The sequence below is a fragment of the Aporhodopirellula sallentina SM41 genome (assembly GCF_000346505.1).
Taxonomy (GTDB): Bacteria; Planctomycetota; Planctomycetia; order Pirellulales; family Pirellulaceae; genus Rhodopirellula; species Rhodopirellula sallentina.
This window is the reverse complement of record NZ_ANOH01000489.1, coordinates 1-25,225: the sequence shown is the minus strand read 5'-3', so window position 1 is coordinate 25,225 and position 25,225 is coordinate 1. Positions and strand designations below refer to the sequence as shown.

19 protein-coding genes and 1 tRNA gene are annotated in these 25,225 nt (G+C 56.2%); 10 read left to right on the top strand and 10 right to left on the bottom strand.

Annotation, left to right across the window (positions count from 1 at the left end; all coding sequences use genetic code 11):
* Positions 1-213 precede the first annotated feature (213 nt).
* From RSSM_RS31275 to RSSM_RS31255, 5 genes are all read right to left on the bottom strand, one after another.
* The gene (locus tag RSSM_RS31275) at positions 214-1,416 is read right to left on the bottom strand and encodes a DUF1559 domain-containing protein (RefSeq protein ID WP_044304156.1); all 1,203 of its coding nucleotides are present in this window, start codon (positions 1,414-1,416) and stop codon (positions 214-216) included.
* Positions 1,417-1,576: 160 nt separating this feature from the next.
* Positions 1,577-1,801: a hypothetical protein gene (locus RSSM_RS31270; RefSeq protein WP_008689548.1), complete on the bottom strand. Its 225-nt coding sequence runs from the start codon at positions 1,799-1,801 to the stop codon at positions 1,577-1,579.
* A gap of 646 nt (positions 1,802-2,447) precedes the next feature.
* Positions 2,448-4,574 carry a serine/threonine protein kinase gene (locus RSSM_RS31265; RefSeq protein WP_008689547.1) on the bottom strand — a complete coding sequence of 709 codons (2,127 nt, stop codon included), beginning with the start codon at positions 4,572-4,574 and terminating at the stop codon, positions 2,448-2,450.
* Entirely contained in the window at positions 4,571-5,188 is a 618-nt protein-coding gene (locus RSSM_RS31260) for an RNA polymerase sigma factor (protein WP_008689545.1), read from the bottom strand. The genes RSSM_RS31265 and RSSM_RS31260 overlap by 4 nt, the downstream gene beginning before the upstream one ends.
* Positions 5,189-5,542: 354 nt before the next feature.
* Positions 5,543-6,586, bottom strand: a complete 1,044-nt coding sequence (locus RSSM_RS31255; RefSeq protein ID WP_008689544.1) for a phosphotransferase — start codon at positions 6,584-6,586, stop codon at positions 5,543-5,545.
* A 256-nt stretch (positions 6,587-6,842) separates the two neighbouring features.
* Here RSSM_RS31255 and RSSM_RS31250 point away from each other — a divergent pair, with 256 nt between their 5' ends.
* On the top strand, positions 6,843-8,096 hold the full coding sequence (locus RSSM_RS31250) for an aminotransferase class V-fold PLP-dependent enzyme (protein WP_236621524.1): 1,254 nt from the start codon (positions 6,843-6,845) through the stop codon (positions 8,094-8,096).
* On the opposite strand, the gene RSSM_RS31245 is transcribed toward RSSM_RS31250, so the two are convergent.
* Positions 8,060-8,617: a cysteine hydrolase family protein gene (locus RSSM_RS31245; RefSeq protein WP_044304154.1), complete on the bottom strand. Its 558-nt coding sequence runs from the start codon at positions 8,615-8,617 to the stop codon at positions 8,060-8,062. The two genes, RSSM_RS31250 and RSSM_RS31245, sit on opposite strands and share 37 nt — an antisense overlap.
* A 362-nt stretch (positions 8,618-8,979) precedes the next feature.
* Between RSSM_RS31245 and RSSM_RS35125 the strand changes: the two genes are divergently transcribed.
* From RSSM_RS35125 to RSSM_RS31235, 3 genes are all read left to right on the top strand, one after another.
* Positions 8,980-9,129 (top strand): hypothetical protein, encoded by a 150-nt coding sequence (locus RSSM_RS35125; RefSeq protein WP_236621523.1) that lies wholly within the window; start codon positions 8,980-8,982, stop codon positions 9,127-9,129.
* 1,019 nt (positions 9,130-10,148) lie between these two features.
* Entirely contained in the window at positions 10,149-11,240 is a 1,092-nt protein-coding gene (locus tag RSSM_RS31240; protein ID WP_044304153.1) for a DUF1559 domain-containing protein, read from the top strand.
* A gap of 32 nt (positions 11,241-11,272) precedes the next feature.
* Positions 11,273-11,689, top strand: coding sequence for a carboxypeptidase-like regulatory domain-containing protein (locus RSSM_RS31235; protein ID WP_144060271.1), 417 nt, complete (start codon positions 11,273-11,275; stop codon positions 11,687-11,689).
* Between the two features lie 454 nt (positions 11,690-12,143).
* Here RSSM_RS31235 and RSSM_RS31230 read toward each other — a convergent pair.
* Positions 12,144-12,228, bottom strand: a tRNA-Leu gene (locus tag RSSM_RS31230).
* A 251-nt stretch (positions 12,229-12,479) separates the two neighbouring features.
* Between RSSM_RS31230 and recG the strand changes: the two genes are divergently transcribed.
* From recG to RSSM_RS31200, 5 genes are all read left to right on the top strand, one after another.
* The gene (gene recG, locus RSSM_RS31225) at positions 12,480-14,693 is read left to right on the top strand and encodes an ATP-dependent DNA helicase RecG (RefSeq protein WP_008689531.1); all 2,214 of its coding nucleotides are present in this window, start codon (positions 12,480-12,482) and stop codon (positions 14,691-14,693) included.
* Between the two features lie 398 nt (positions 14,694-15,091).
* Entirely contained in the window at positions 15,092-17,056 is a 1,965-nt protein-coding gene (locus tag RSSM_RS31215) for a M60 family metallopeptidase (RefSeq protein WP_008689527.1), read from the top strand.
* A gap of 78 nt (positions 17,057-17,134) precedes the next feature.
* Entirely contained in the window at positions 17,135-17,863 is a 729-nt protein-coding gene (locus RSSM_RS31210) for a DUF2306 domain-containing protein (RefSeq protein WP_008689525.1), read from the top strand.
* The gene (locus tag RSSM_RS31205; protein WP_044304151.1) at positions 17,860-18,054 is read left to right on the top strand and encodes a hypothetical protein; all 195 of its coding nucleotides are present in this window, start codon (positions 17,860-17,862) and stop codon (positions 18,052-18,054) included. Before RSSM_RS31210 ends, RSSM_RS31205 begins: the two co-directional genes overlap by 4 nt.
* A 38-nt stretch (positions 18,055-18,092) precedes the next feature.
* Entirely contained in the window at positions 18,093-19,286 is a 1,194-nt protein-coding gene (locus RSSM_RS31200; protein WP_008689522.1) for a DUF1559 domain-containing protein, read from the top strand.
* A 164-nt stretch (positions 19,287-19,450) separates the two neighbouring features.
* Here the strand turns inward: RSSM_RS31200 and RSSM_RS31195 are convergent, their stop codons facing one another.
* Positions 19,451-21,583, bottom strand: coding sequence for a tetratricopeptide repeat protein (locus tag RSSM_RS31195; protein WP_144060270.1), 2,133 nt, complete (start codon positions 21,581-21,583; stop codon positions 19,451-19,453).
* Between the two features lie 5 nt (positions 21,584-21,588).
* Here RSSM_RS31195 and RSSM_RS33470 point away from each other — a divergent pair, with 5 nt between their 5' ends.
* Complete coding sequence (locus tag RSSM_RS33470; RefSeq protein WP_144060269.1) at positions 21,589-21,858, top strand: hypothetical protein; 270 nt, start codon at positions 21,589-21,591, stop codon at positions 21,856-21,858.
* 372 nt (positions 21,859-22,230) lie between these two features.
* Here RSSM_RS33470 and RSSM_RS31185 read toward each other — a convergent pair whose 3' ends face one another.
* Both RSSM_RS31185 and RSSM_RS31180 read right to left on the bottom strand, forming a co-directional pair.
* On the bottom strand, positions 22,231-23,778 hold the full coding sequence (locus RSSM_RS31185; protein WP_044304150.1) for a VWA domain-containing protein: 1,548 nt from the start codon (positions 23,776-23,778) through the stop codon (positions 22,231-22,233).
* A 117-nt stretch (positions 23,779-23,895) separates the two neighbouring features.
* Positions 23,896-25,225: NAD(P)(+) transhydrogenase (Re/Si-specific) subunit beta (locus tag RSSM_RS31180; RefSeq protein WP_044304149.1), on the bottom strand; the 1,330-nt coding region annotated here is incomplete at its 5' end.

Below are 25,225 nucleotides of genomic sequence, written 5' to 3'. Positions count from 1 at the left end.
CGAATTTCAGAATGCTTTGGTCGTTTATGCCATCTTTCGTTCAGGTAGTGGATCTTGCGAAAGATCCTGGTGCCTGAGGATCTTTCGCAAGATCCACTACCGCCTATCCGAAGAGCAAGCCTCGTCGGAATACTATGCTGCTCTGTCTACAAAAAAACATCCCGTTGCTTTTGGCAACGGGATGTTCGATCGAGTCGATTCGGACGCGGAGGTTTAGAACTCTTCGTCGATGATTTCTCTCGAAGCACGTGTGCCGAGCGAACCCCAAAGTCCGTAAGGGCTCTTCTCGCCTTTCTGTACTGGGTCGGCGTTGGCGTCGCCGGCTTCGATGGAGTCGGTGATGAATTTGACCGCACCATCGCCCATCAGCACGTGAGCACCGCCTTGGTGACGACTGGAGATTGTCGAGATGCCTTGGCCGTTGTCACCGCCGGTCGAGCAGGTCGCCGAGTTCGGTGGCAACACGGTATGCACTGCCGAGAAGACCCAACGTCCGTCAGCCCAACGTGAGCCACGGCTTTGGTTTCCGGAGAGAACGTTTTGGCTGCTCGGATAGAATTGAGGGCGAGTGGGGTCGGCCAGATCTTGGCACTTTTTCGGTGTGAACAAGGTGCTGTAGTGAGCACTCTGAGCGACTTCGGCGATAAGCTCTTTCTGTCCGACGCTGGTCGCCATTTCGCCAGCGGCGATGGTGTTGGAAAGACCGTCGAGAACGTCACGGAACTTGGTCACGTGGCGGCTCCAGAACATACCGCGGTTGCTGCCACGTACCCATGCAGGGACGTTTGCCAAGTCGCTGGTGGTTCGTGCCGCGAGGTCTTGAACCGAGTTCCAACCTGGCCACGCCGCGGTTCCGTTCCAGTCATAATAATCGGTCCGGTTCTTACCGCCCGAGTGAGACATGCGTGGGTTGTCACCAAGGGAACACGCATAGTTGGTGCGTCCGAGCGACGGTAGACCAACGCCTGGATCGCTCGGGCAACGGAAGGCGGGGATATCCAGTGCCCACGGTTGAAAACCACCGTACCAGGGTGCTGGTCCCATCGGTTGGTACTGATCGCCTTCGGCGTCGACACCGTTGGTGATTTGTTCCCAGATTGCTTGCTGTTCGATGAACGGGGTCACACCGACGAGCCAGCTAAGCAGCAGAGCGTTGTTCTTGCTGTTATCGCCGGTGCCACGGGCGTCCGTACCGGACATGTTCTTGGGCAATTGGTTGTAGGCGGAGTGGTAGTTGTGGATCGCCAAGCCGATTTGTTTGAAGTTGTTGCTGCAGCTCATGCGGCGTGCGGCTTCTCGAGCGGCTTGGACAGCGGGCAACAGCAGGCCGACCAACACGCCGATGATTGCGATTACGACGAGCAGTTCCACCAAGGTGAAGCCGTCTCTGGAGGAGCGGTTAGAGGGACGAGACATGGTGTTCATGGTTTTCTCACTTAGTAAAAACAAAAATGTTCGGGAAATCAGCTACGCCTGGTGGGAGCTGATCAAGGTTTCGTTGACTTCGTTTTGTTGACTTTAAAGGACGCCGCGTTTGCTGATGTGGCAACCAAGCTTCCTCGTGTTTGTGTTGGGTTTATGACCGGTTCATTGCTTCTTCTTCGGCCGTCGGTCCTGGAGTATCGGATTCTTCGCCAGAGCGTTCGAACTCAGCCGAAATGGCGTCGGCTTGCGCGTCGAGGTCTTCACGCGATTGACCCTGAAGCACGTCAACCGGTTGGTTGGAGTCACCGCAGCCGACGGTGCATGCGAGGGGGGCGGAGACCAGAAGAGCCAAAGCGAGGTGTGCAATCAGTTTCATTTGGGGATGTCCAGACTGTTGATAGGCATTGTTTTTGGTGGAGAGGCGTCCTATTTCCGAAGCGAGAAATAGTGCTCCGGACCGCCTCCTTGTGTTGTGATAAAGGCCTTGTCTATAGCGTTAAACAAGCCAAACTCGCCGATCTAAACACTGTGAGAAGAAAAAAACGAAACTATTCTTTCCGTAGAGTGTTCTTGTGGCGTTTCGTCGCTCTCTAAGCACGTTTGGTGGACTGCAAATCGTTCTCTTCGTGCCGCGTTTTGCAGTCTGTGCGCGAAGGGGCCTCACAAGATGTTGCATGCGCACGTGAGGGGGATGCGAAGAGTGCATCTAGAAACTTGATGCGACTGATGCCTGTAGTCGGACTCGCCAGAATTCAGGCCACCGAAGTTCGGCGTTATCGGCTAGGTGTTTTTAAAACGCTTCCGAAATCGCCCCTCTGTGGTTCGGTGGGTGGGTCTAGTGTAGGCCTTCCCCTCTTTGGCAGAGATTGGTTTTCGGGTAGGGGGGTAGTGGATCTTGTTAAAGATCTTGGTGGGTGAGGATCTTTAACAAGATCCACTACGCGAAGAGAGGGGTTCCGGTGCTTGTTGCTCGCGCCCTTTTAGCGACCGCTAGATCGTGAGCTCGCGTTCCTCCGCATCTTCTATTCTTCGGTTTGCTTTTCTTTGATGACGTTGATGTGGGGAGCGTTTCGAAGGGGGGCTAGCTGCGCGTCTGTGAACTGATCCACGCCAACGATGAGCCGGCGTAGGCTGCGGTTCTGAACGAGTGGGGACAGATCGGTGACGTTGGTGTCGCGAACGTCGAGTTCGAGAAGTTCAAGGTCAGCGAGCTCCGACAGATCGCTGACGTTCGTGCCACGCATGTCGAGTGACTTTGGGTGGAGCGTGTAAAGAAGGTTTACCCTGACACCGGGCGGCCATGGCGATGACAGTGTTCGAACGAGTGACTGGACTTTGCCGCGGAGTCGGACCGCTTTGCTGTCGGCATCGAAATCCAGCTCCAAGTCGGCTGGTTTGCGGTTGTTGATTCGGACCCAGGTGTAGACAATTTTCACTCGGTCTTCGATAGAACGTGGGTATTTCATATCGTAGATCAGCATCTTCTCCGCCAATGGGGCCCGGAACCGGCTGGAGTGGCACAGGTCGGTGATGAGTTGTCTGAACGCCGCGGTGTGGAGGTAACCACTATTGTTCGTTTTTTCGACGTAGCGGCGAGCGAAGTCGGCGAGGTCGGGTTCAACTCCTTTTTCGTCATCAAGCAGTTTTGTGGCTGACTTGAAGTCTTGCATCAGGAAATACAGCCAAAACTTTTTGTGCCAGACGCGTGATTCCGGTGGCGGATTGTTAGAAAGCACGGTGTCGATATGTTGCATCGACATCTTCACCGTCGTGGCAAAGGTGTCTTTCGGGATCAGCGGAATGCTGGTCAGGTGATCGGACACCTCGACCGCCGAATGAACCTGTGCTTTGAGGCGTTCTTCGGATTTGTTCTTTTCAACGATGTATTTCGCGAGTGACTCTTCGGCGCGTTCTTTGGCGCGTTCCGCGTTCTTCTGTGCGGTGGTGGCGAGTGCTCGTTCGGTATCGGCTCGGATCCATGCGGTCTCAGCGTCGGCGCGTGCGGCGACTGCGGTTTGGTGTTTTTCTCTGAGTTGCGAAACAAACAATGCGGCAAAAAGAAGGAGGATGATGACCGACCCCGAGACGACGGCGCACACATCACGGTGACGACGCCAAAACAGTCCGACTTCGCGTAGGACGCTGCTTTGTTCGACGGACGCACTGTATCCGGCCAAGAACCGTGAGATGTCTTCGTGCAGACAGTCGACGTCCGCATAGCGATCTGAAGGGTCGGTTGAGGTGGCTTTCTGAATCATCGCGGCCAACGCGGAATCCGTCTGCGGTCGCTTCTTTTGGTAGGAAGTGATCGGTTGCAAGGTGACGATCTCGCAGAGCACGCAACCGAGAGCGTAGATGTCCATTTGAGGCGTCTTCTTCGTGCCCCGGTTTTTTTGCTCGGGAGCCATGTACGTGGGTGTCCCCTTTACGGAATCGAGCAGCGGCCCGTACAGGTCGGGGTCGAGTAAAACCTCGGAGTCATGCATCGTTTCATCGGAGGGCATCACGACGCCGAGTCCCCAGTCGCAGACTTGGGTTTCGCCGAACTCGCCGATTTGGATGTTGTCGGGTTTGATATCGAGGTGCAGCACGCGTTGCGAGTGCGCATACGCGATCGCTTCGCAGACCCGCATGAACAGCATCAACCGTTTGCGAAGGGGAAAGCGATCGCGTTCATGACCGTTGCGAAGTTCATCAAGGATCGCACGGAGCGAACGGCCTTGTTTGAATTCCATGGTGAAGAACGGGCGACCGTCGGCGTCGACATCCATGTCAAACAGGTTGATGATGCATGGGTGTTCCAAACGCGCCGTCAGGTGGGCTTCACGCAGGAATGCGTCGAAGTGGTCATGAGAAAATTTGGCGAGCGGTTTTGCCAATGCGACGTGTCGGACGGTCTTGGCATCATAAACCCGAAAGACCTCTTTCATCCCACCACGACCGATCAACTCCGGGTTTTGATATCGGTCGTCGATTTTGCAGATCGACGTGTAGAGCGGACAGATCTCGTCGAACGTCGAGGGATCGTTCATCTCCTCCGAAGTGATCTCCTCGGAGGCGTCGTAGAGAAGTTTCACCAGTGGATCGATACGACGATGAGAGTCGTCATTCTCGCCGTCCGATGAGGTGGTCGCAGGTTCGGTGTTCATTCGGGAGAGTCCGGAAATTCGAGTTGTTCTCGGAGCAGTTTGACTTCTTGGGCGAGTCTCTTCTTCACCCGATTCTTGAGTACGTAAACACTCTGGACACTCACGCCGAGGTCTTCGCTGATTTTGGCCGATGATTCTCCTTCGGTGCTGCGAAGGAAAACCTCGATCGCGTTTCCAGAGAAGATTTCCTTCATGCGGTCCATTGCGAGGTGAACAACATGCCTTTGCCACTCGGCTTCGATACGCTGTTCGATCTCCGGTGAATCTTGTGGTAAATCTTCGAGGTTGCTAACGTCGGTGCTGCCGACGCGTTGAGCCCGTTTTCGTTTCCAGTAGTCGTTGGTCGCGACGTTGAGAATGAGTCGAGTGAGCCAAGTTCGAAACCGGGCTTTCTCTTCAACCCGTCGATAATTGACGAGTTCTTGCCAAACACGCGAGAGGACTTGTTGGCACACGTCATCGACGTCCGACGGTGAGGTCCCCATTCCGATCAGGAAGCGACGGATGAACGGTTCGTAGTACTGCAGCAGTTCGTTCCAATCGGGATGGTCTTTTCCCGATTGTGCCCGTTCGAGCAAGGTGATCCTGGTCGGCAGGTTTCTAGATGATTGCATGGGGCCGACGGGCGGACACTCACTGATTAACCGAAGCGGTACAAACGGGTCTGGGGGGCGGTCATGATCGAGGGTTTGCCAGCCTTGGAGGACCCAAAGGGTTCACGCGGCGGACCCAACCTTTAGCGGGAGAAATGGCACAGCCCCGTAGGTGTAATTTACAACAAAAAGGCGAGCCCGATCGGTCACCCGGCAACGGCCGTCCTGACGATTCGCAGCAGACCGTCGCGACCGTTCCCAACCAACCAGTTTACCTCGCAAAATAGGGCTGCTCAACAAGATTTCTATAGACCGGCACGTGTTGAATGTGGGCCATTTCCCGATGCCGTGGGTACCGATTATGCCGGCTGACGCTCAGGTGGCGTTCAGCTTTTCGATCGCGGTGTCCACCATTCTGCGAGAATACTGATGCAGTTTGGCGTGGCCGGGACACCATCCTTCGAGAAACCGTACGAAGTCTGCCCATGCCATCGGGTACAGGTCTCGCCATTCGCGTTCGAGCAAATCGATGTCGGTGTGGATGTCGGGGGCGATGTCGGGGTGGGTGTCACTGTTCGCCGTCGCGCTGCGTAGCGTTTCAAAATAGGTTTCCAGGTGGGCTTCCTCGAATTGCTCGCACTGCGTCTCATTGAGGCAACTGCCGAGGAAGTACGCGACGTCTTTCATGCCACAACCTCGCCCGACGTATTGGAAGTCGACCATCGCCGGTGCAATGGAGGGGGCGTCTGCGAAGCAGAAGTTGGCGACTTTGGCATCGCCATGGACCAGTGTTTGAAATTTTGCCGACTGCAGTTTGTCGTCAATGGCTTTGGCGGCATCTTTGAGCGGTCCGCTGGGCATCGCTTCCCATTCGTCGGGACGGGTTTGCAAGTGCCAATAACATCCGGTTGGCCACAATCCGTTTGGGCTGTCTTTGGCAAATGGGGGTGTTCCCATGAAGGTCGCATGGAAGTTCGCGAGCCAACGCAGTCCTGTTGCGACGCCCTGGCTATCGAGGTGTTGGCGTCGTACCGGAAAGCCTGCGGCGTCGAGGTCTTCGAGGACTAAGACACGCCCGCCCGAGATTGTGTCTTCCGCGAGGCATCGTGCGACGCGGCAGTTTGCGTCGCAGCGATCGCTCCATGATCGATACCAATTCGACTCGATGTCGTACGAGCGAATTTTGCGTTCGTGCGATCGTGATGTGTTCCATCCGCGGGGATGGCTTTTCTGTGTTGGCGGGGAAACGTGTTTGACGATGACTGACTTTTCGGGGCCCCCGCTGAGTTCGACGCGAACGATCTCTCCGTAGCCGCTCCAAAGTGATTGCAGACGTTGCACGCTGACGATGTCTTGGGCCGACAAGGCTTGGAGAAGCCATTGGCAGAGTTCGGGTGATCGTTCGAAATCGCTGGGCATGGGTGGCGCTGAGTTTCAAAAGAGGCGAGGCGAACCTCTGGGAAGGGTTGTCGGACGACTGTGTGCGGGCACGCATCGCAGATCTGTTGGCTGGGAAGTCTGTTGGCTGGGAAGAATGTGTTGTTCGCTCTATGCTGCTCGCCGGGATGCGTCCGCGCGGGAGGTCTGGAAGGGCTGGTGTGGTTTCATCTTCGATGATGGTGCCTGTTTCTATGATTGTGCTTGGTGTTTGTCTATCGTGTGTGGAGGCTTGAACTTGACCCAGTTGGCTGTGGATGGACATTCGCTCGGCGAGCATTGGTTGCTCCGCCCTGACGTTGATTTTCTCAATCATGGGTCGTTCGGTGCGTCACCCAAGTGTGTCTTGGAGGCTCAGCGGGGGTGGTCGGAGCGGCTCGAGCGAGAGCCGATCGAGTTTCTGGCACCGGAGCGAACGCTCCTGCCGAAGCTCGATGAGGTGCGTGACGTCGTCGCGACGCAGATGCAGGCGTCGTCTCGGGATCTCGTGTTCGTTCGAAACGCGACCGAGGGTGTCAATGCCGTGATCCGATCCCTGCCGTTGCAGGAGGGCGACGAGGTTCTGATTACCAATCACGGATACAACGCGTGCAACAATGCCGTGCGGCATGCGGCAGAGGTCGCCGGCGCGGATGTGGTTGTGGCCGACATTCCGTTTCCGATTCGTGGTTCCGATGAAATCCTGGATGCGATCGCCGCCGCGTTATCGCCAAAGACGCGTTGGGTGTTGGTGGATCACGTGACCAGCCCCACGGGGATCGTGATGCCGGTTGCTGAGATCGTCCGTTTGGCGCGCTCGCGCGGAGTGCGCGTGATGGTAGACGGCGCGCATGGTCCGGGAATGTTGTCGGTGGACCTTTCTTCGTTGGGGGCGGACTACTACACCGCGAATCACCATAAATGGTGGTGTGGCCCTAAAGTGTCCGGGTTCTTGTTTGCTCGCGAAGAATGGCAGAGCGACATCCAGCCGACCGTGATCAGTCACGGGGCGAACACCGAAGGATTGGGCGACACGTCGTTTCACGCCAACTTCAATTGGCCCGGCACATTCGATCCGTCACCGCTGCTCGCTCTTCCGACGGCGATCAAATTTTTGAGCGGATTGTTCGCAGGCGGCAGTGATGTGGGGCCTGGGATCAACACCGAGGGAATGCGGGCGTTGATGCAGCGTAACCATCGGCTGGTTGTCGCTGGTCGATCGAGACTGCTCGATCGACTGGAAGTCGATGCGCCCGTTCCCGAGTCCATGCTCGGCAGTTTGGCAACGATTCCTGTGCCGGGGTGGAGCGGTTTGACTGACGAGCGGCTACGCGAGATTGCCGAACGACTGCGCGGGGAACATCGTTTTGAGTTCCCAGTACTGCGGGTGGGGAATCAAGGCTGCCTGCGCATTTCGGCGCAGGCATACAACTCGATCGAGCAGTACGAGCGACTCGCGGATGTACTCGCGACGGATCAAGCGTTGGTAGCGAGACGCGGCAGCCAGTCCTGAGTCTTGATGACCTCGCTGATGAACATTTGCTGGGCGACGAGAATCGAATTCTGCAGTTCTTCCGCCTTGGCGGTTCCCGCTTCATTTTCGACGTCGAGCGTTCCGGTCGCGTCACTGAGGAATTCAACTTTGTATCCCCGGTGAAAAGCTTGGCGAGCGGTCGTGTCGCAGCACATCTGGGTCATGTATCCGGTGATGCAAACGGTGTCGGCGTTGACCGACTTCAGCCATTGATCGAGATCGGTACCGGTGAACGAGCCGGGGAGTTGTTTGTCGATCAAAATGTCGCGAGGGCGATTTTCGACTTCACTGTGCAGTTGCCACATGTCCGAGTTGAGCCGAAACATTGGCGAATCCGGATCGGGTTGATGGTGACGGATCACGGCCGTGGGGACTTTGGCTTTGGCGGCCTCGTCCATGACTTCGAGGATCCGCTGCAAGTGGCCATCGGGGTAAGAGACCGGCAACGCGCCTTCGAAATATTCTCGCTGGACATCAATTACCAATAGGGCACGACTCATCGTTTTGTCTCTCGTATCTGCGAAGTGGGGTGATCACGGCCAAGAATATAGCATTTAGGCGACATCCTGGAGGGGCACGCAGCCCGCCGGAGGAGAAGCCCCCGGATCGCTGATTTGCGGCGAAACGACGGTAAGTGCCGGTCTCTTTGCCTCTTTTGTTCCCCCATGAGGAGGGTGCGGGCGTGTTTTGGAGGGTGCGCGGTGGCTCAGAATGCGCGATGCGTGCGCATATTCAAGCGACGTCCTAGGAAACGGACAAGACTCGTTTGTCGCGAGATCTATCCTATGTTCAACGTCGGCTTGCATCAGGTTTGTTGCGACTGGAGAGTTGCCTGTTTCAGGGTGCCGAGAGCGGGAACGGAATGTTCCGTTTTATTGTTGATATGCTGCGATACTGGTTGGTAGTGATTTCGAAGTTTGTAAGGATTGAGTTTGATGCTTGGTTGACGTTGATGTGCAAGGGATGTGTTTTCTTTCGTTTGTATGTCTTGTCGATTGATAGTGTTGTCTAGTAGGCATCAGTGAAGTGTTGGTGGTGTTGTATTAAGAGCCTGATTGGAAGTATGTCAGGCGAAGAGAATGGTCGGCGGTTTAAATGAGGCAACTGGGACCAACGCTCGTCGGCTGCTGGCTTGTTGAGAAGTGATATTGTTGGATTGCATATGAATTCGTATGCATAGGTTTGGTGGTGTTTGTTAAGTCCTGTATGTCTCATGCGAATGCGGTCTTTCTCTGGCCGGTTGTCTTAAGCATGCAATGCAGGCTCCTCTCGGATGGTCGTTTCCTATCGAGGGATGTTGCTGTCTATCTTGTTGGCTATTGCGGCATTCTGGATTGCCGCGCGAGAAACATAATCGCCCGATCAAGAAAACGTTGTTCGGTTGGGTTTGATCAAGGTTTGTTCTGGTGAAACGCGCGTAGACATTCTTGCGTCTTGAAGTCTGCTCAGGGACTTATTAGCCGATCTTTATTCGCCGCGGTTTTGATGGGGGAGTTTAGGATGGCGCCCACCGGATTATAGGTTTGTTGAGGTTGGCTTTTTGGTTTTTATGCGCCTTTGGGTTGTCGCGGTGTGGATTTGGCGGGCGGGCTGTTTCTTGGCTGTCGAGCCACTGCTGCGTGATGATGAACGTGTGTTTGATACGCGATCTTTAGGTGGTGTAAGGCGTTGTTTTATTAGGCGTTTCATGCCTTGTGTGCGTGCTCGTTTTTTTGGGTGTGTGCTTAAGTTGTGCGCAGGGGGGTGTTGCTTTGTGTGTTTTGATGCAAGTGTGGCAGGAGTGTTTTTAGTTTTTTGTGTGTGGGCAGATCGCGTTTCGTTGTCTGAGTGGAGGGTGGCTTAAGCGTTATTGATGATTGGCTACGGGGGGCGTTTTTGCTTCTTTGTGCAAGACGCAAGGATCGTCTGGAGGTGATCGGTGTTTTTTTGTTTGGGGCGGCAGTGATGTTGGGCGAGTAGGAATGTGTTTTTGGAACAGCAGTTGCGTTTGTGTTATTCAAGTTTGATTTTGATTTAGTGCCCTGCAGATATATGGGATTAGGCGTAATGCGTTGGAAAAGATGTAAAGGTTTTACTCTTGTTGAATTGTTGGTCGTGATCGCAATTATTGGAGTGTTGGTTGGGTTGTTGCTTCCTGCGGTGCAGTCGGCTCGTGAGGCGGCTCGAAGAATGAGTTGCTCCAACAATTTGAAGCAGATTGGTTTGGCAATTCACAACTATCACGACGCGTACAAGCAGTTTCCGCTCGCGGTGCTCGGTGAGGGGCCGTCGGCAGATGGTTGGCAGCGTCAGACGTCCTGGCTGATTCGGATTTTGCCGCAGTTGGAACAAGGGGCCGCCGTCGACGGGATTACCTATGAGGGGACGACGTTTGATTTGATGGACGCGTCATGGGCTGCACCGGCTCGCGCGTGGGATGCGATGAATCGGTTGAGGGTGCCGAGTTACAGTTGTCCCTCGAGTGTTCTGCCGAAGACTTGGATTTACCCAACGAGTGCGGCGACACAGGCTCTTGGGGCTCCGGAGACGATCGAAGTGCAGATTTCTGACTACGCGGGAAACAACGGTTGCAACTACAAGGGCGGCACCGTGGCTGATTGGCACGAATCCGCGGAATGGCAACGTGTCGGTGTCATCGCCGACAACGGCTTTTTTGGCGTGAAGTGGCGTGAAAACATGGGGCAGAACTGGCCTGGGACGATCACGAGATTCGCCACGATGCTCGACGGCACGTCGCATACGATCGCAGTTGGTGAACAGGGTGCGTTCCACGGTTTGGACAACGATTTCCGCGCCAGTGCGGTGCGTGGCGGAATGTGGTCCTGTGCCACCGGTACGCACAGTTCAGACCTGTCGAATTACGTGGTCACCCGTTTCCCGATCAATTACTCGGGAGATAGCTGGACCGCCAAGAGCAGCCAAGGTGTGGTCAGCGGTGCGTGGGCAAACAACCAGTACACAACATCGTGGGGCAACACTGCGTTTCGTTCCCAGCACACGGGCGGAGCGCAGTTCTTGTTCGCGGACGGATCGGTGCATTTCCTCACCGAGAGCATTCAGTTTGATATTTATACCGCTCTGATGGACCGGTATGACGGGACCGTACCAGGAGAGTTCGAATGATTAGGAAGTGTTTGAGTGGAACGCGACAAGTTTTGCGTGTTCCTCTGTGGGCGGTTGCTCTGTTGGTAGCCTGCGTTGGGTGTGGTCCCGAGGGGCCAGAGATTGTTCCGGTGACGGGCACGGTGTTGCAAAACGGGCAGCCTGTCTCGAATGCATCGATCACGTTCTATGCCGCTCAGGGGCGCCCTTCGTATGGCACCTCAGATGCCAATGGCAATTACTCGTTGGAGTATTCCAGGGACGTCGAAGGGGCTGTTGTGGGCAGCCACACGGTGGTGGTGACGATGACCTCGTTAGGCCCGCCGCCGGCCGTGGAAGCCGGAGCTCCTTCGTCGCGAAGGGCGGCGCCAACGAGAGGAAGACGCGAAGGCGGTCCGATGGAAGTCACTCTTCCCGAGCCCGTTGTGGTGTCGGCAGATACGGAGAGTCTCGACCTCGTGCTTCCGTAGGCGGCGAGATACTATAAGGGAGTTGGCCTGAGCACGGGAAACGGCAGGCACTGCCCTTCTCGGACCTCTCGCTGAACGCTCGCATTCCGACCCTCCCCAAGTGCGGAGGTCTTTCAGTATTGCGTTACCCTCCCCACTCCTTTTTTTTGGGGGGGGGCGGACTGCTTCGGGCCGCGGAGGGTTGCACGCTGGATTTGATGCTGAGCCCTTTTCTCGCTTCGCTCGACCCTCCCAATCGGAGGGTGATAATAAACGCTTGGCAATACAGCACTTAAAAAACTGCACCGCCTCTGCGTTCGGGAGGGGGACATCAATCTTGCGAGCATGGCATTTTTAAACGGCGCAGCCCCCGAACAGCACGGGTGATCGATCTGCGCTGCGGGGCTTGGTGTGTGCCATGGGCAAATGAAAAAAGGGTTTTCGCCGTTCAGCGAAAACCCTTTTTTCGTAGGAGTACGGATGAGAGGATTCGAACCTCCACGCCCTTATCGGGCACTAGATCCTGAGTCTAGCGCGTCTGCCAATTCCGCCACATCCGCATGTGTGTCGCGTGAAGATATCCGCTGCGGGGGGCTTCGGCAAGACGCACTCGCGGTGAAGCCTGATGGGGCCGGTTTTGCCGGAGGTTTGAGTGGGTGTGCGACGCATTGGCAAGTGGTTTGGGGTGGAGTGCCGCAGAGCGTCGCACCGGATACGATGGTGCAATCGTTTTCTTGCTAGCCGCGTTCGATGAAGCAGTGTTTTGGCTGAACCCAACGAATCCACTCCACAATCGCTTTCCTCGTCGAAAATGACGCCGGATTCGCAGGCGGATTCGCCGCCGGTGCCTGAGTTCGAGACGTCGACTTTGTTGCAGTTTCTGCCGGGGGTGGGGCCCGCGCGGGCGGAAAAACTGAGGAAGTTGGGGCTGCGGAAAGCCCAAGACGTGCTCTTTTTTTTCCCGCGGGAACACCAGTTTCCTCCACCGCCGACCAAGGTGGAGGATTTGAAGGAAGGGAGCCCGGCGACGTTTATCGGTAAGATCACCGATGCGGAGTTGGTTTCGAGGACTCCGGGAAAATCGCTGTTTGCTGCGATCGTGGAGAATGATTCCGGCGCGGTGCGGATTGTTTTCTTCAACCAGCCGTTCCGCGCCGAACAGTTGACCTTGGATCGGCGCGTGCGGATCAGCGGCACGCCGAAGCTCGCTGGGTTGCGATGGGAATTCACGCATCCGAAGTACGAACTCATCGAGGGAGACGTCGACGGAGCCGATGAGGAGAGAAACGGCGAGATCCTTCCGGTTTATCCGCTGACCGAAGGCATCAAGGAGTACGAACTCCGGCGGCTGACGCGGCGGGTTGCCGACGTTCTCGCAGACGGCGTGAAAGAGGTCATGCCGGGTGAGATTCGGTCGCATGCGGCGCGGCGTTTGCGAGATGCCGGCGTCGCAGTTGAAGGGGCGTTGCCGACGATCGCGACTACGCTGCGTGACCTTCACAATCCGCCGTCGGAGGAGGAACTAACGGCGGCTCGCGTTCGGCTGATTTTTCAAGAGTTGTTTGTCATGCAGCTCGCCTTGGCGATGCGTCGTTCGTCACTGACCGGACGATTGCAGGCACCGGCGATGACCTGCACCGCGCAGATTCGGCAACGCATTCTTCGGCGGTTCCCTTTTGAGCTGACGAGTGATCAGAATCGTGTGATCGATGAGATCGCCGCCGAGATGGGACGGCAGTTTCCGATGAACCGATTGTTGCAGGGTGATGTCGGTAGCGGAAAAACGGTAGTCGCGATTTTCGCCATGATGCTCGCCGTCGCGTCGGGCCATCAAGCGACGTTGATGGCACCGACCGAAGTGCTCGCCCGTCAGCACTACCAAACGTTCGGCAAGATCCTCGCCGACAGCCGCGTGCGGATCGGTCTGCTTTGCGGATCATTGTCGACGGCACAACGACGTGAGACTCTCGAAAAGATCGCATCGGGTGAGTTGGATCTGATCATCGGCACGCAGGCTCTCGTGTATGACATCGAGTTTCACTCGCTCGGGCTCTGTGTGATCGACGAGCAACACAAGTTCGGTGTCCGGCAACGAGTTCGGTTGCGAGAAGGCGGCGTCGACCCGCACTACCTCGTCATGTCGGCGACCCCGATTCCTCGCAGCGTTGCGATGACGCAGTTCGGTGATGTCGATTTAAGTACGCTTCGTGAGAAGCCCGCCGGACGTGGCGAGGTGCATACGTATCTCGCGGTGGACTCATGGCGAGATCGATGGTGGGATTTTGTGAGACAGCGTATCGCCGAAGGAAGGCAAGCCTACGTCGTCGCTCCACGTGTGGGTGATGATGTCGCCGAAAGAGGCAACGATCGCCAAGAAGATGAGGACGGCGCCGCGGCGGTCGATGAGGTGGAAGATGTAACGTCGGTGAATCGAACTTACGAACATCTGCGGGATCGTGTGTTTCCGAAGCTCCGGGTTGAGTTGCTGCACGGTCGGATGAATGCCGAAACCAAACAGGATGTGATGCAGCGTTTCGCTGACGGAGAGGTGGACGTTCTCGTCAGCACCACAGTCATCGAAGTTGGAGTCGATGTCGCCAATGCAACCGTGATGACAATCCTCGGTGGCAATCGATTTGGACTCGCTCAGTTGCATCAGTTGCGTGGCAGAATTTCTCGAGGTGTTCACGCGGGCTATCTGTGTGTCTTTACCGACGGGGAGGGATCACCTGAGGAGAGCGAGCGTTTGAAAGTGTTTGAACAAACCAACGATGGTTTCGAACTCGCCGAGGCGGACTTCCGATTGCGTGGTCCGGGAGACATGTTGGGGAAGAAACAAAGTGGTTTGGCACCGCTGCGGATTGCTGATCTCAATCGTGATGTTGAGATCCTGCAGGTCGCCCGAGAGATGGCTCAGGACCTGATCGATGAGGACCCGCAGATGGATGCGGAAGAGCTCGAGGGACTGCGAGATCAGGTCTTGCGGCGCTACGCGAGTCGTCTCGATCTCGGCGATGGTGCGTAGTCGTCATCGGGGCGATGAAGAGCCCCCCGTGCGCGTCGCGGTGTGGGTCTCGGTCGCCGGCGCACAGCAGCGAAAGAAGTTCTAAATTCGTTGTCCTATCTGCATGATCACGGTTGCGACGACGTTCTTTACTGACAAAGCTAGCAACAAAGAACAGCTCCAATACAGACGAGAGATGTCGTCCAATGTGTGTGGTTTGTGGAGTCATTGTTGGATCGCAAACCGCATGTTGACGTTCGCCTTGGGACGTTTCTCACGACCGTTGATAGCGCATGATGATTCGGCAGCGAGAGCCGAATCCATGTTGCATCGTCATCAAGGCTGCATTGTCGATTGCTTTGGATGTGGTGTTTTTATTGGGCTGTTCACCGTTAGTACGATTCCATCAGAGTGAGCCCATGAATCTTCGATTCTTTCTAGCCTTCGTGTGTGTCGGATTTGCGATCCCGGTATGTGCGAGCGAAGACACGATCACCACCGCGTTGGTGCGACTGCAGCAGCACATCGAGGGCACCTCCTCGTTGTCTCCGGAAGAACTCGCTCGGGGACGTGCGCTCATCGAAAAGAACGCGGGCGTGCTCGGTGCGGATTCCAAAACAATGGCGAAAGCGTTTGCGGTTGTTGAGCTCTATGAGCAGAAGGCAGGGCCGCTGTTTTTGAATCCAAAGACGAAGAATGGGTTTCCGCGAAAGCCATCGCCTGACCTGCAACTCGAGCACACGATGTTGGCTCTACAACAAGGGTTGCTGGACAACGCGTACACATCAGCCAACTTGAAGAAGTATCGCCGAATGATGGACGGGATGTTCTTCAAAACATCAGTGTACTTTCCCGGTGCGGTCGGCAAGGCGAGTTCGGGAAAAGGGATTCATTCGGCGTTGATCAACGCGTCGCATCCCAAAGCGGTCGGAAGTCCGGTGGCCGGTGCGGACGGAGCGGCACGTCGACCAACGGGTTGGTACCTGGTGCCAGGGCAGATCGCGGAAGTCGCAGTGCCACCTACCATGGTCAACAAGGGCTTTTCAATCCGAGTCGGGGCGCACTCTTGGGATCTGTCGAAGAAGAAAACGATCGAACGCATCGATCGCGTGTCATTGGTCTATCCGATCACCGAGGCGCGGACCCTGATCGCGAATCCTCTCGGGGGCGGTGTTTACATTGAGGTTCCGTATCAAGCCAATCTTGGCGCGGTGAAGGTGTGGGTCAAGAACGCGGCGCGGGCACCGTTTTTTTCAATGACCAAGACACATTCGACGACATTGGCCGAGTGGAATCGAACTGAAAAGAGGTGGCCAGGGCCGTGGGCAGATTTCGAGACCGACAAATTCATGATGCAAGTCCCGACCGCTTGGCTCAGCAAGTTGAACAACCCGATCAAACTGATGCAGGATTGGGATAAGGCGATGGATGCTGTATCCGAATTATTCGGCCATCCGCTCGTTCGATCGAAAACGGTGCTGTACCTGCAAGCCGATGTGGCGATGCGAGGCAACGCGAACTTCCCCGGCTATCCTCAATCGAATTACCCGTACAACGCATATCAACCCGAACAGTGCCGGCATCCATGGATGTTGAAAGGACCACAGTTCGCAGATTGGACGGTGTTCCACGAAGTCGGGCATTCGCAGTTTTGTTCCAAGTTCCGTGGCGAAACGGAAGCTCTCGTCAACCTTCCTCACGTTGCGGTCATGAACCGCAAGTTTGGATTCAGTTTGGACGAAGCCTTCGGTTCTTCGGTGAACAAGATGAATCACCTCACGATTGATGAGGTTGCCGTGATGTGGATGGTTACGGAGAATTTCCGCAACGGCAAACCGATGAACATCAGCAACAAACCCGGTGACGAGGTGAAGTATCAGCACCGCGGTTATGGGAAATATGTCGAGATCGCCAACCTCTTTGGTTGGGACGCGTTGAGTCGTTTTTGGCAGGAGGAGAATGCCAGTTGGAAACCAGGAGATCGCGTTCCTAACAACTCCGATCCGACCGACGCGCGTATCTTGCGATTGTCCAAGGCGGCCGGGGCTGACCTGACACCGTTGATACACTTTTGGGGAGTTCAGCCCGAACGGCCTCAGGTACTCGCGAGGATGATGCGTCGAGAAGGCTTGCAACCGTCGAAGGAAATCCGTGACCGGTTGTTGCACTACAAGACGTTGATTCCGATGGACAATGGCGAGTTTCGCCAGCATCTCAAACGGGTCTATCCGAAGGGGCTCGGAAAACTCACCAACCCGCTGTACGGAACCGGGTGGTATCGTGCCACGGCGGCGACATATAGCGAGGCCGACGGTGAGGCGGCGCAGCAAGCGATGCAGGACCTAATTGAACGCTATTTCGGTAGGCAGTCGGGGGCGAGCTAGTCAACGCAGAGATTTCGCAAGGGTTATAGTGAAGGAGACGTCAGGTCTCCAATCACCATCCCTTGCTAGCGGCCCCGCATGGTTCAATCGCTCAAACGAGATGAGTTTGAAAGCGAGAAGCGTTCTTCGAGAGAATTGCTTTTGCGGTTGTTGGGGTGGGCTGTGGTGCTGTTGCTGGCCAAGGTCTTTCTGTCGATTGTTCTCGAGTATCGACGTTATTTTCCTGCCGATTTTGAATCCAACTTTCTTAGTGGACGGCGGCACTCGTTCACGGGCGTGTATCGGCAGGCCTTCTACGTCCACATCTTGTCTAGCCCGATAGCGTTGATGTTGGCGACGTTTCTCGTTGTCAGTCAAGGCAAAGGCCGTTTGCGGTGGTGGCATCGTTGGGCAGGGCGAACGCAGTTTTTGTTGGTGATGTTGGTGGTTGTCCCGAGCGGAATGATCATGGCAAAAGACGCCTACGCCGGGCCGATCTCGGCCGCAGGTTTTGTGGTGTTGAACCTCGCGACGGCGGGGTGTTTGGCCCTCGCGGTGCTGCGGGCACGAGAACGCCGCTTCGTCGCACACCGCCGATGGGCGATGAGGTGTTTTGTCTTGCTCGCATCGCCGTTGTTGCTGCGTTTGATCGCCGGCGCGGCCATTGTGACCGGGATGGAATCCGAACGGTCCTACCAATTGAACTCTTGGATCAGTTGGTTGATTCCGCTGATCGTTTACGAAACTTGCTTTGCCCGCCGTCCGCGCAGAGAATGGAATCCAGATCGTGCAGCGGCGATACCCACTGAAAAAGAGGCGGTTCCATGACAGGTTTGAAAAATCGGGTTCGCAGGAGCCTTTGTTGGGGCGGAATCGTGTTGATTGTTCTGGCGACGGTTGGGTGCGGAGGCGAATCGTTGGTGCGGGTGCCGGCCGATGACGCGGAGTTCTCAAGTCCCGCCGACTATGAGCAGTACGATCAAGAAATGCATGAACTCTCGGTCGGGCAGACTGAATAAAGGGTCACGCACAAGTTTTGCATGTGGAGGGGTGGGGGATGTTGACGCAAAAGAAGCGAGACGCGTTTACTTTGGTGGAATTGCTCGTCGTTGTGGCAATCTGCGCAGTGCTCTTTGGGTTGTTGCTGCCGGCGACGCGTGGGGCGAAGGAGGCTGCGCGGAGGATGAGTTGCAGTAATAACTTCAAACAGATCGGTCTCGGTTTGCACAACTATCACTCGGCGTACAGCCAGTTACCGATGCAGATGGGAGGAACCTACGATTCGGAATCGGATTCCGGCGGCACGTCTGCACCCGGAAACAACCGCTATCGATTGAGTTTTCTCGTCGGGCTATTGCCGTTTGTGGAACAGCAGATGATTTGGGAAGACGTGTCGGCGGGGGAGTTATCTGATGGGGAGAGCAAACAGTTTTCGCCGATGGGGCCTGCCCCGTGGACTCGGCAGTTTGATCCGTGGCAAACGGAGATTCCGACATTTCGATGCCCCTCCGATCCAGGATTGGGTTTGCCGTCGCATGGCCGGACTAATTACGCCGCATGCCTTGGTGACGCCACTCATTGGCTCAATACCGGGCCGACTCGTTGGAATGCAGAATTGTCTGCGTGGGCGAATGACCGAGAATCGCAAATCAAGGCGTCGGGACGTGGTGTGTTCGTGCCACGAAAGGTGATCCGTTTTCGGGATGTTCTCGACGGCTTGGCCAACACAATCATGGCCGGAGAAATTTGTACGGATCTAGGTGACCACGATAGCCGAACGAGTGGATCGCTTTTGAATCCGTGGTCGATGATTCATGATTCGCCGGTCTTGTGCCGGGAACAGCTTGATCCGGAACGACCGATGTTTTGGGACGTGGCGAACAAGGATGCGGTAACGGCGAGCATTGGCAGCGAGAATCAACGGCGAGGCTTCCGTTGGGCGGACGGGGCGGCGCTATACACGGGGTTCAACACGATCTTGCCGCCGAATTCGGGGGTGTGTTTTGCGGGCGGGGACTCGGGCATCGGAATGGCGTCAATGTCCAGTCGGCACCAAGGTGGCGCGCATGCGTTAATGGCAGATGATGCCGTGAAATTCATTACTGACTCCATCGAGGCAGGCAATACCGAATCGGGGACAGTTATTTCGGGCGGAACCGCCGGACGTGAACCGGGAGCGATCAGTCCATACGGGTTGTGGGGCGCACTGGGGACACGGGCGAGCGCAGAGGAAATCGAAGAGAACCTTTAGTGGTTTATGGCACTTCGATTTTTGGGGAGTGGATCTTATTAAAGATCCTGCTTGTTAAAGCTCCTCATGCCGCGGGATCTTAAATTAGATCCAATACGGGTTACCCGAATGCCTAGTTGAGTTGGGATACTCGAAGAGAGTGAAGAGTTCGGAGTGTATTCTCGCTATTGGTTGGTGGATAATTCCGATTCGAGCTGGCCAAACGTTTTGCTCCATTTGGCGTCCAGGTCGGTGTCCGGCGGGATCGCCAAGCGGGCGTTTGCGATCTGTTTCAATGTTTGTTTGCGAAGAGTGTTTTGTTGGCGAACGCCATCAAACGCAACGCCTCCAGGGGTACTGTCTTCAGTAGCACTGTCTTCAATGGCACTGTCTTCAATGGCACAGCCGAGAACTTCGACGAGCATCCAACGGCAGCGAGCGAGGTGAAAATGAGCGGCGAGCAAGGCGTCGGCATGTTCGACGGTTCCGCGATCTGAGTAACGCAGTTTGTGCAGTTGCACGGCGAGTTTGGACCAACCCCAAATTGCGGGCTGGTCGTCTGGGCCGCGGATTGCGGCTCGCAGGTCCGGTTCAGAATCTTGCTCGATGGCCAACTTCTCGAGCGACATGGCGGCCTGCGTTTGCAGGTCGAATACGTTAGGAGATTTTTCGAGGATCTCGGCGAGGACGTTGAGTGACGCTTGGGTTTTGCCTGCTCGTCTGAGCCATTCTGCGTGGCGAACTTGTGTCGCAGCGACTCGGTCTTCGGGAAAGGATGGCAATGCGATGGCGACGCTGCACGTTTTCGCGGCGCGGTCATAGCACGCCTTTGCGGTTTGGGCGTTGATTGCTTTGGATGCGAGTTGTGCCCAGGACTGGCCAATCCACAGCCAATCTTGCGGCGATACCGCGTTTGATTTCGGTGGCAGTTTTGCTAGCATCGCATCGAGCTCTTTGATCTCGGGCATGACGATCCGCTGTTTGGCGATCATTCCTTTGAATCGGCGGACCGTGGTTGCGAGTTGCATCGACTCGACGTCTTTGCCTCCTTTCGCGTCGGGCAGTTTGTCGAGTTGCGAGAGTGTCCTTTGCGCGGCCTGCAGATCGCCTCGTTGAGTTTGTGCTCGGTAGAGGAGTTGAAGGACCGTTCTCGAAAAATCGCTTGGGACAGCGAGTGTTTTTGGGGGCCCTCTTTTTCGTTTTCCTCTTGGGCTTGGCGGTCCGATCCGCAGTGATTGAACCAGAGGGAATTTGCCGGTCGTTGTCGAGCGTATGACCGCGTTCGAATCGCCGGTGCGGTCAGCGATGATGGCGATCATTTGTTTTGCGGTAAGCAGCGGCAGCGTTGGGCTGCGGAGTTTGGATTCGAGAACCTTTACCGCCGCGTTGTATTGTTGGGACGCCTTGGACAAGAGCGCGAGCATCGCGTCAGGATCTACGTCAGGTTGGCTCGCTCGGTGCAGAAACAAGGACCAGTACGCGGTGCCGGAACCGAGTTTGGCATCGGCATAGAGCGATGATTCTTTGCGCACTTTGGCATAGGCTCGGGTCGCGTGTTCGTATTGTCCAAAAGCGGCGTAAGACTGAGCGAGCGTGAACCAAATTTCGTTGTGTTGTGAGTCGTCCGGCCAGCGGGCGTCGATAACCTCGGCGATCGATTGCATGTACCGAAGTTCGCCGACATCGTCCGGTTTCCCCCAGTGAATCGCGGAAGCCTCCTGCAGTGCCGCCAAGGCGATCGATGCACCGTCACGGGTGGCACTGGCGGACGGATCTCCGGTTCGAGCGATGGTTTCGCCATAGATGGCCGCTTCCATCAATCGGCCTGCTTTATGCGAGAGATACGTCAGCAGGTAGAGCAACTCTTCTCGCCGTTGGCGATCATCGCGATGTAGGGACATCTCATAGGCTGCCCTGATCGCGCCGAGGGCTTGTCCAAACTGCGTCTCGTATTCATCACTGTCGGTCGCCTTGTCGTCGAGTTCGGACCAGGACTCGTATTTTTGGTAGGCATCGTTGTAGGCGTCGTCGAAGTACCGAGACGTTCGTGCCGGTGCAATGATCGCGATTCGTTTGCGAGGCTCGGAGGGGCGTGGCAGGACGAGGTCGGGGGCTACCGTCGGTCCGCCAAAGGGTGAGCGGTTTTTTTTCGTTGGCAGTGTTTTCTTCGTTGGCAGTGTTTTTCCTGTTGTCAGTGTTTTTCCTGTTGTCAGTGTTTTTCTTGTTGGTCGGCCGGGGCCGGGAGTCGTTTGTACTTGCGAGCGAGGTGAGTTGTTCCGAGGTGTCCTTTCGATTGGGGGTCGGGATCTTGGCGGCAAGGGCTTTGAGTGTTCCAGGAGCGATGGCGATGGTTTGGGGAGACGATTCCCCGGATGTTTGGAGTTGCCGTGTTGCGCGAGATTGTGTGGCGGATGGTTTCGTTGCCGCGTTGTCCGGCGAACGCGTCAGAAACATGACGAGCGAGGCTCCGAGCAGCAGCGATACCAAGCTGAGTCCGGCGATCATCGGCGTGCGGTTGTTTCGGTTCTTGGCACGGTGTTTTCGATCGTTGCCGGGATCGCGATCGGTTTGCTGTGGCTTCTCCTCCGTTTGAATAATGATCGGGGATTTTGACTCCGGTTCTTTTTCACGTTCGTCGCTGGTGAGAGGACTCTCCGAGACGTTTTCATCTGCATCGACTTCATTTATATCGACCACCAGTTCGGAAGAGGCGTCATCGTTTCCCGTGGGACCGAGGTCTGTTTCGTCAAACGAAGGCGCTTGCGCGTCAATCGCAGTGATGAGTCTTCCTTTGGGGGATAGAAATAGAGTCGCGCCGCACTGGCATCTCAATGACGAACTGAAGTTCAGATCGAGTTGGTGCACTTTGAGGCAAACCGGACAGATGCCTTTACGGTAGGAAGCGGCGGTAGCGATCGAGGAGACTCCGTGCGTTCAAGCCAGTGGGGAAGAGGATTGCGATTCGCTATTGCAGTTTTAGGGTGATTCCCCAAATGGGGCCACGCGTTTTATTTCTTTTCCGCGGGTAACGGTTTGACATGGCTAGACCTTCGGGCATGACGCCGACATCCCGGTAGTTCCCTCGGTGCGATGTCGCGAGCAGTTTGAATTGAGCCGCGTTCGCTTTGTTGACTTCCATTCCCCGCGTGTGGATCACAACGTTGGGGTTGGGTTTGGAGGCAAAGTATTTGGCAGCGCCATCGGTGAAGGCACCGTCACCGAGCACGTAGATGACGTCGGGTTTCAGATCCATCGCGACCTGGATTGCCTTTTTGCCGTTGGTCCTCAGGCAGAGCGGCACCGTGTCGAGCCAGTTCGCCAGCGAGGCTTTGTTCTTCGGGGTGGCGGCAACCAGTTTTCGCACCGTGTTCGGGTGCATCATTCCGTAGGCGGTGTCGCTGTAGAAGATGACGTAGAAACGTTGTTTGGGTGTGAGTTGGTTGATGGTGATCATCAGTTGGATGAGGGCGGTTTCGAATCGTCCCCGCGTCATGCTGTTTGAGTTATCGATCACAAAGACGTTATTGATTGCTGCGAACTTGCTACCGAAGATGGTTGGTTTGCCTTTGGTAGGCGAGTTGCCTTTGCCCGGCAGCATTGATGATTTCGCCGGCATCGCGGGCGGTTTGATCGATGCGGTGCTAACGGTCGACAGGAAGTCGGGCACGGCGGCGGACTCAACGACTTCCGGTACGACGTCTTCGACCGGGGCTGAATCAGGTTCGTTGTCGACCGGTTCGGTGATCTCGACGGGGTCGGTCTCGATAGTGAATTCTTCGACGAGCGTCTCGTTTTCGCTGGGCGCAGCGATGATCACGAGGCTGTCTTCCTGTGGACTCACCAAGTAGAAACTCGCCAAGGCCAGGATGATCGCGACGTGGACGAGAATGCTGATGCTGTTGGTTCCGATTTGACGGAAGATCGCATCACGCCGCTCGGCGAACCAAAAATTCCATCGCAACCAATGCTTCCGCCAGCCTTCGTTTTCGTCGATCAGGCGTTGTCGTTGGAGCTGTTGTTGCTCAGTTTCTCGTTGCGACTGTTCGATGACCGCTGCCATCGAGAGGGACTCGGATGCGTCGGGGACAGGAGTATCCGAACAAGTCGCGACGTTGTCGGTGTTGTCTGCGGGGTTGTTGAATTCGGGGCAAGCGTCGTCCGGGACGTTATCTTGCGAGATGCTGTCTTCTGAAACTTCCGAGACGCGGTCTTCCGGATCTTCCGAGACGCTGTCTTCTGGGGTGGGCGCGGCGGCGGGTGAGGTTTGCTTCGTGGAGGAAGTACGCCGTTCTCGCTGAAGAAGATCCCGGTACCCTTGCAGTTCAGCCGGGGGGGCGGAGTCTGCGGGGACCTCGTAGAGGCGTCCGTGTTTTTCAAGAATTTTGAGCCCACGGTTTTCGGGCCGGTAGTATCCATTGGCTTCCGCATGGGCGAGTTCTGAGCGTGGTATCAGCAGGAACTCGATGCCATTGGAGACCGACACAAAACGTGGTCGGTTGGGGGATGAGGTCATCGGTGAGAAAGACGAGAGATAAGACTTGCGTCGGCTGACCGATATTGGTCAACCGGGACACTAAGAACGACTCTCGAAGAAGAATGTACCTGGCTGATTCGCGAAATCTACGGACTCCTAGTCCTTGAATTCCGCGATCACGCTGGAGAGGGATTGCTTGGCGTCGCCGAAGAGCATTCGTGTGTTTTCACCGAAAAACAGCGGGTTTTCGACGCCGGAGAAGCCTGAGGCCATGGATCGTTTGAGGACGAAAACGGTTCGGGCGTGGTCGACATTGATGATCGGCATCCCATAGATCGGGCTGTTCTCGTCCTCGCGGGCGGCCGGATTCACGACGTCGTTGGCTCCGATCACGATCGCAACATCGACGTTGTCGATTCGTCGGTTGATGTCGTCCATCTCGACCAGTTGGTCGTAGGGCACGTTGGCTTCGGCGAGCAGAACGTTCATGTGACCGGGCATGCGACCGGCGACCGGATGGATCGCATAACTGACTTCGGCACCGTTTTGCTCGAGCAGTTCACCGAGTTCGCGTACCACGTGTTGCGCCTGAGCGACGGCCATTCCGTAGCCGGGGACCATGACGACCGATGAGGCGGCTTCCAGGATCAGGTATGCGTCATCGGGCACGATCGGTTTGACCTCGCCTTCGACCTTGGTCGCCGTTTTGGCTGCGGTGAATCCGGAGAACAACACATGGCTGAGCGAACGGTTCATGGCTTTGCACATGATGTTCGTTAGGATGATTCCGGCGGCACCGACGAGCGATCCGGCGACGATCAAAATGGTGTTGTTGATGGCAAGACCGGCGGCACAGGCGGCGAGTCCGGAGTAGCTGTTGAGCAGTGAGATCACGACGGGCATGTCCGCACCGCCGATCGGGATCACCGCCATCACACCGAGGACCAGCGACAGCACGATGACCGCGTAGATCAGGGTCGCGTTCCAGGTTTCCGGTTGAGCGACCATCATCGCGCCGCATCCGATCATCGCGATCAGCAGTAACAGGCTGATGAATTGTTGCCCGGGCAGCGTGATCGCTCGGCTCGGCATCGTTTCGGAGAGTTTTCCCCAGGCCACGATGCTGCCCGAGAATGTCACACCACCGATCAAGATCGAAACGAGGATGGTGATGATGGTGAAGGTTGATTGAGGGACGGTGGTTTCGGGGTTGCCGCCCATGTCGAGGGCCGCCCATCCGACCAATAGGCTCGCAACACCTCCGGAACCGTTAAACAGAGCCACCATTTCCGGCATGCCGGTCATCGCCACGCGTCGTGCGGCGACGGCACCGATGATGGTCCCGAGTACCGCCGCGACGGCGATCCAGCGGAAATCAAGGATCTCTTTGGAAGCAAGTGTGACAACGACGGCGACCAGCATCCCGAGCGAGGAGAGCTGGTTGCCCCGTACCGCGGTTGCGGGTGAACTGAGCAGTTTCAATCCG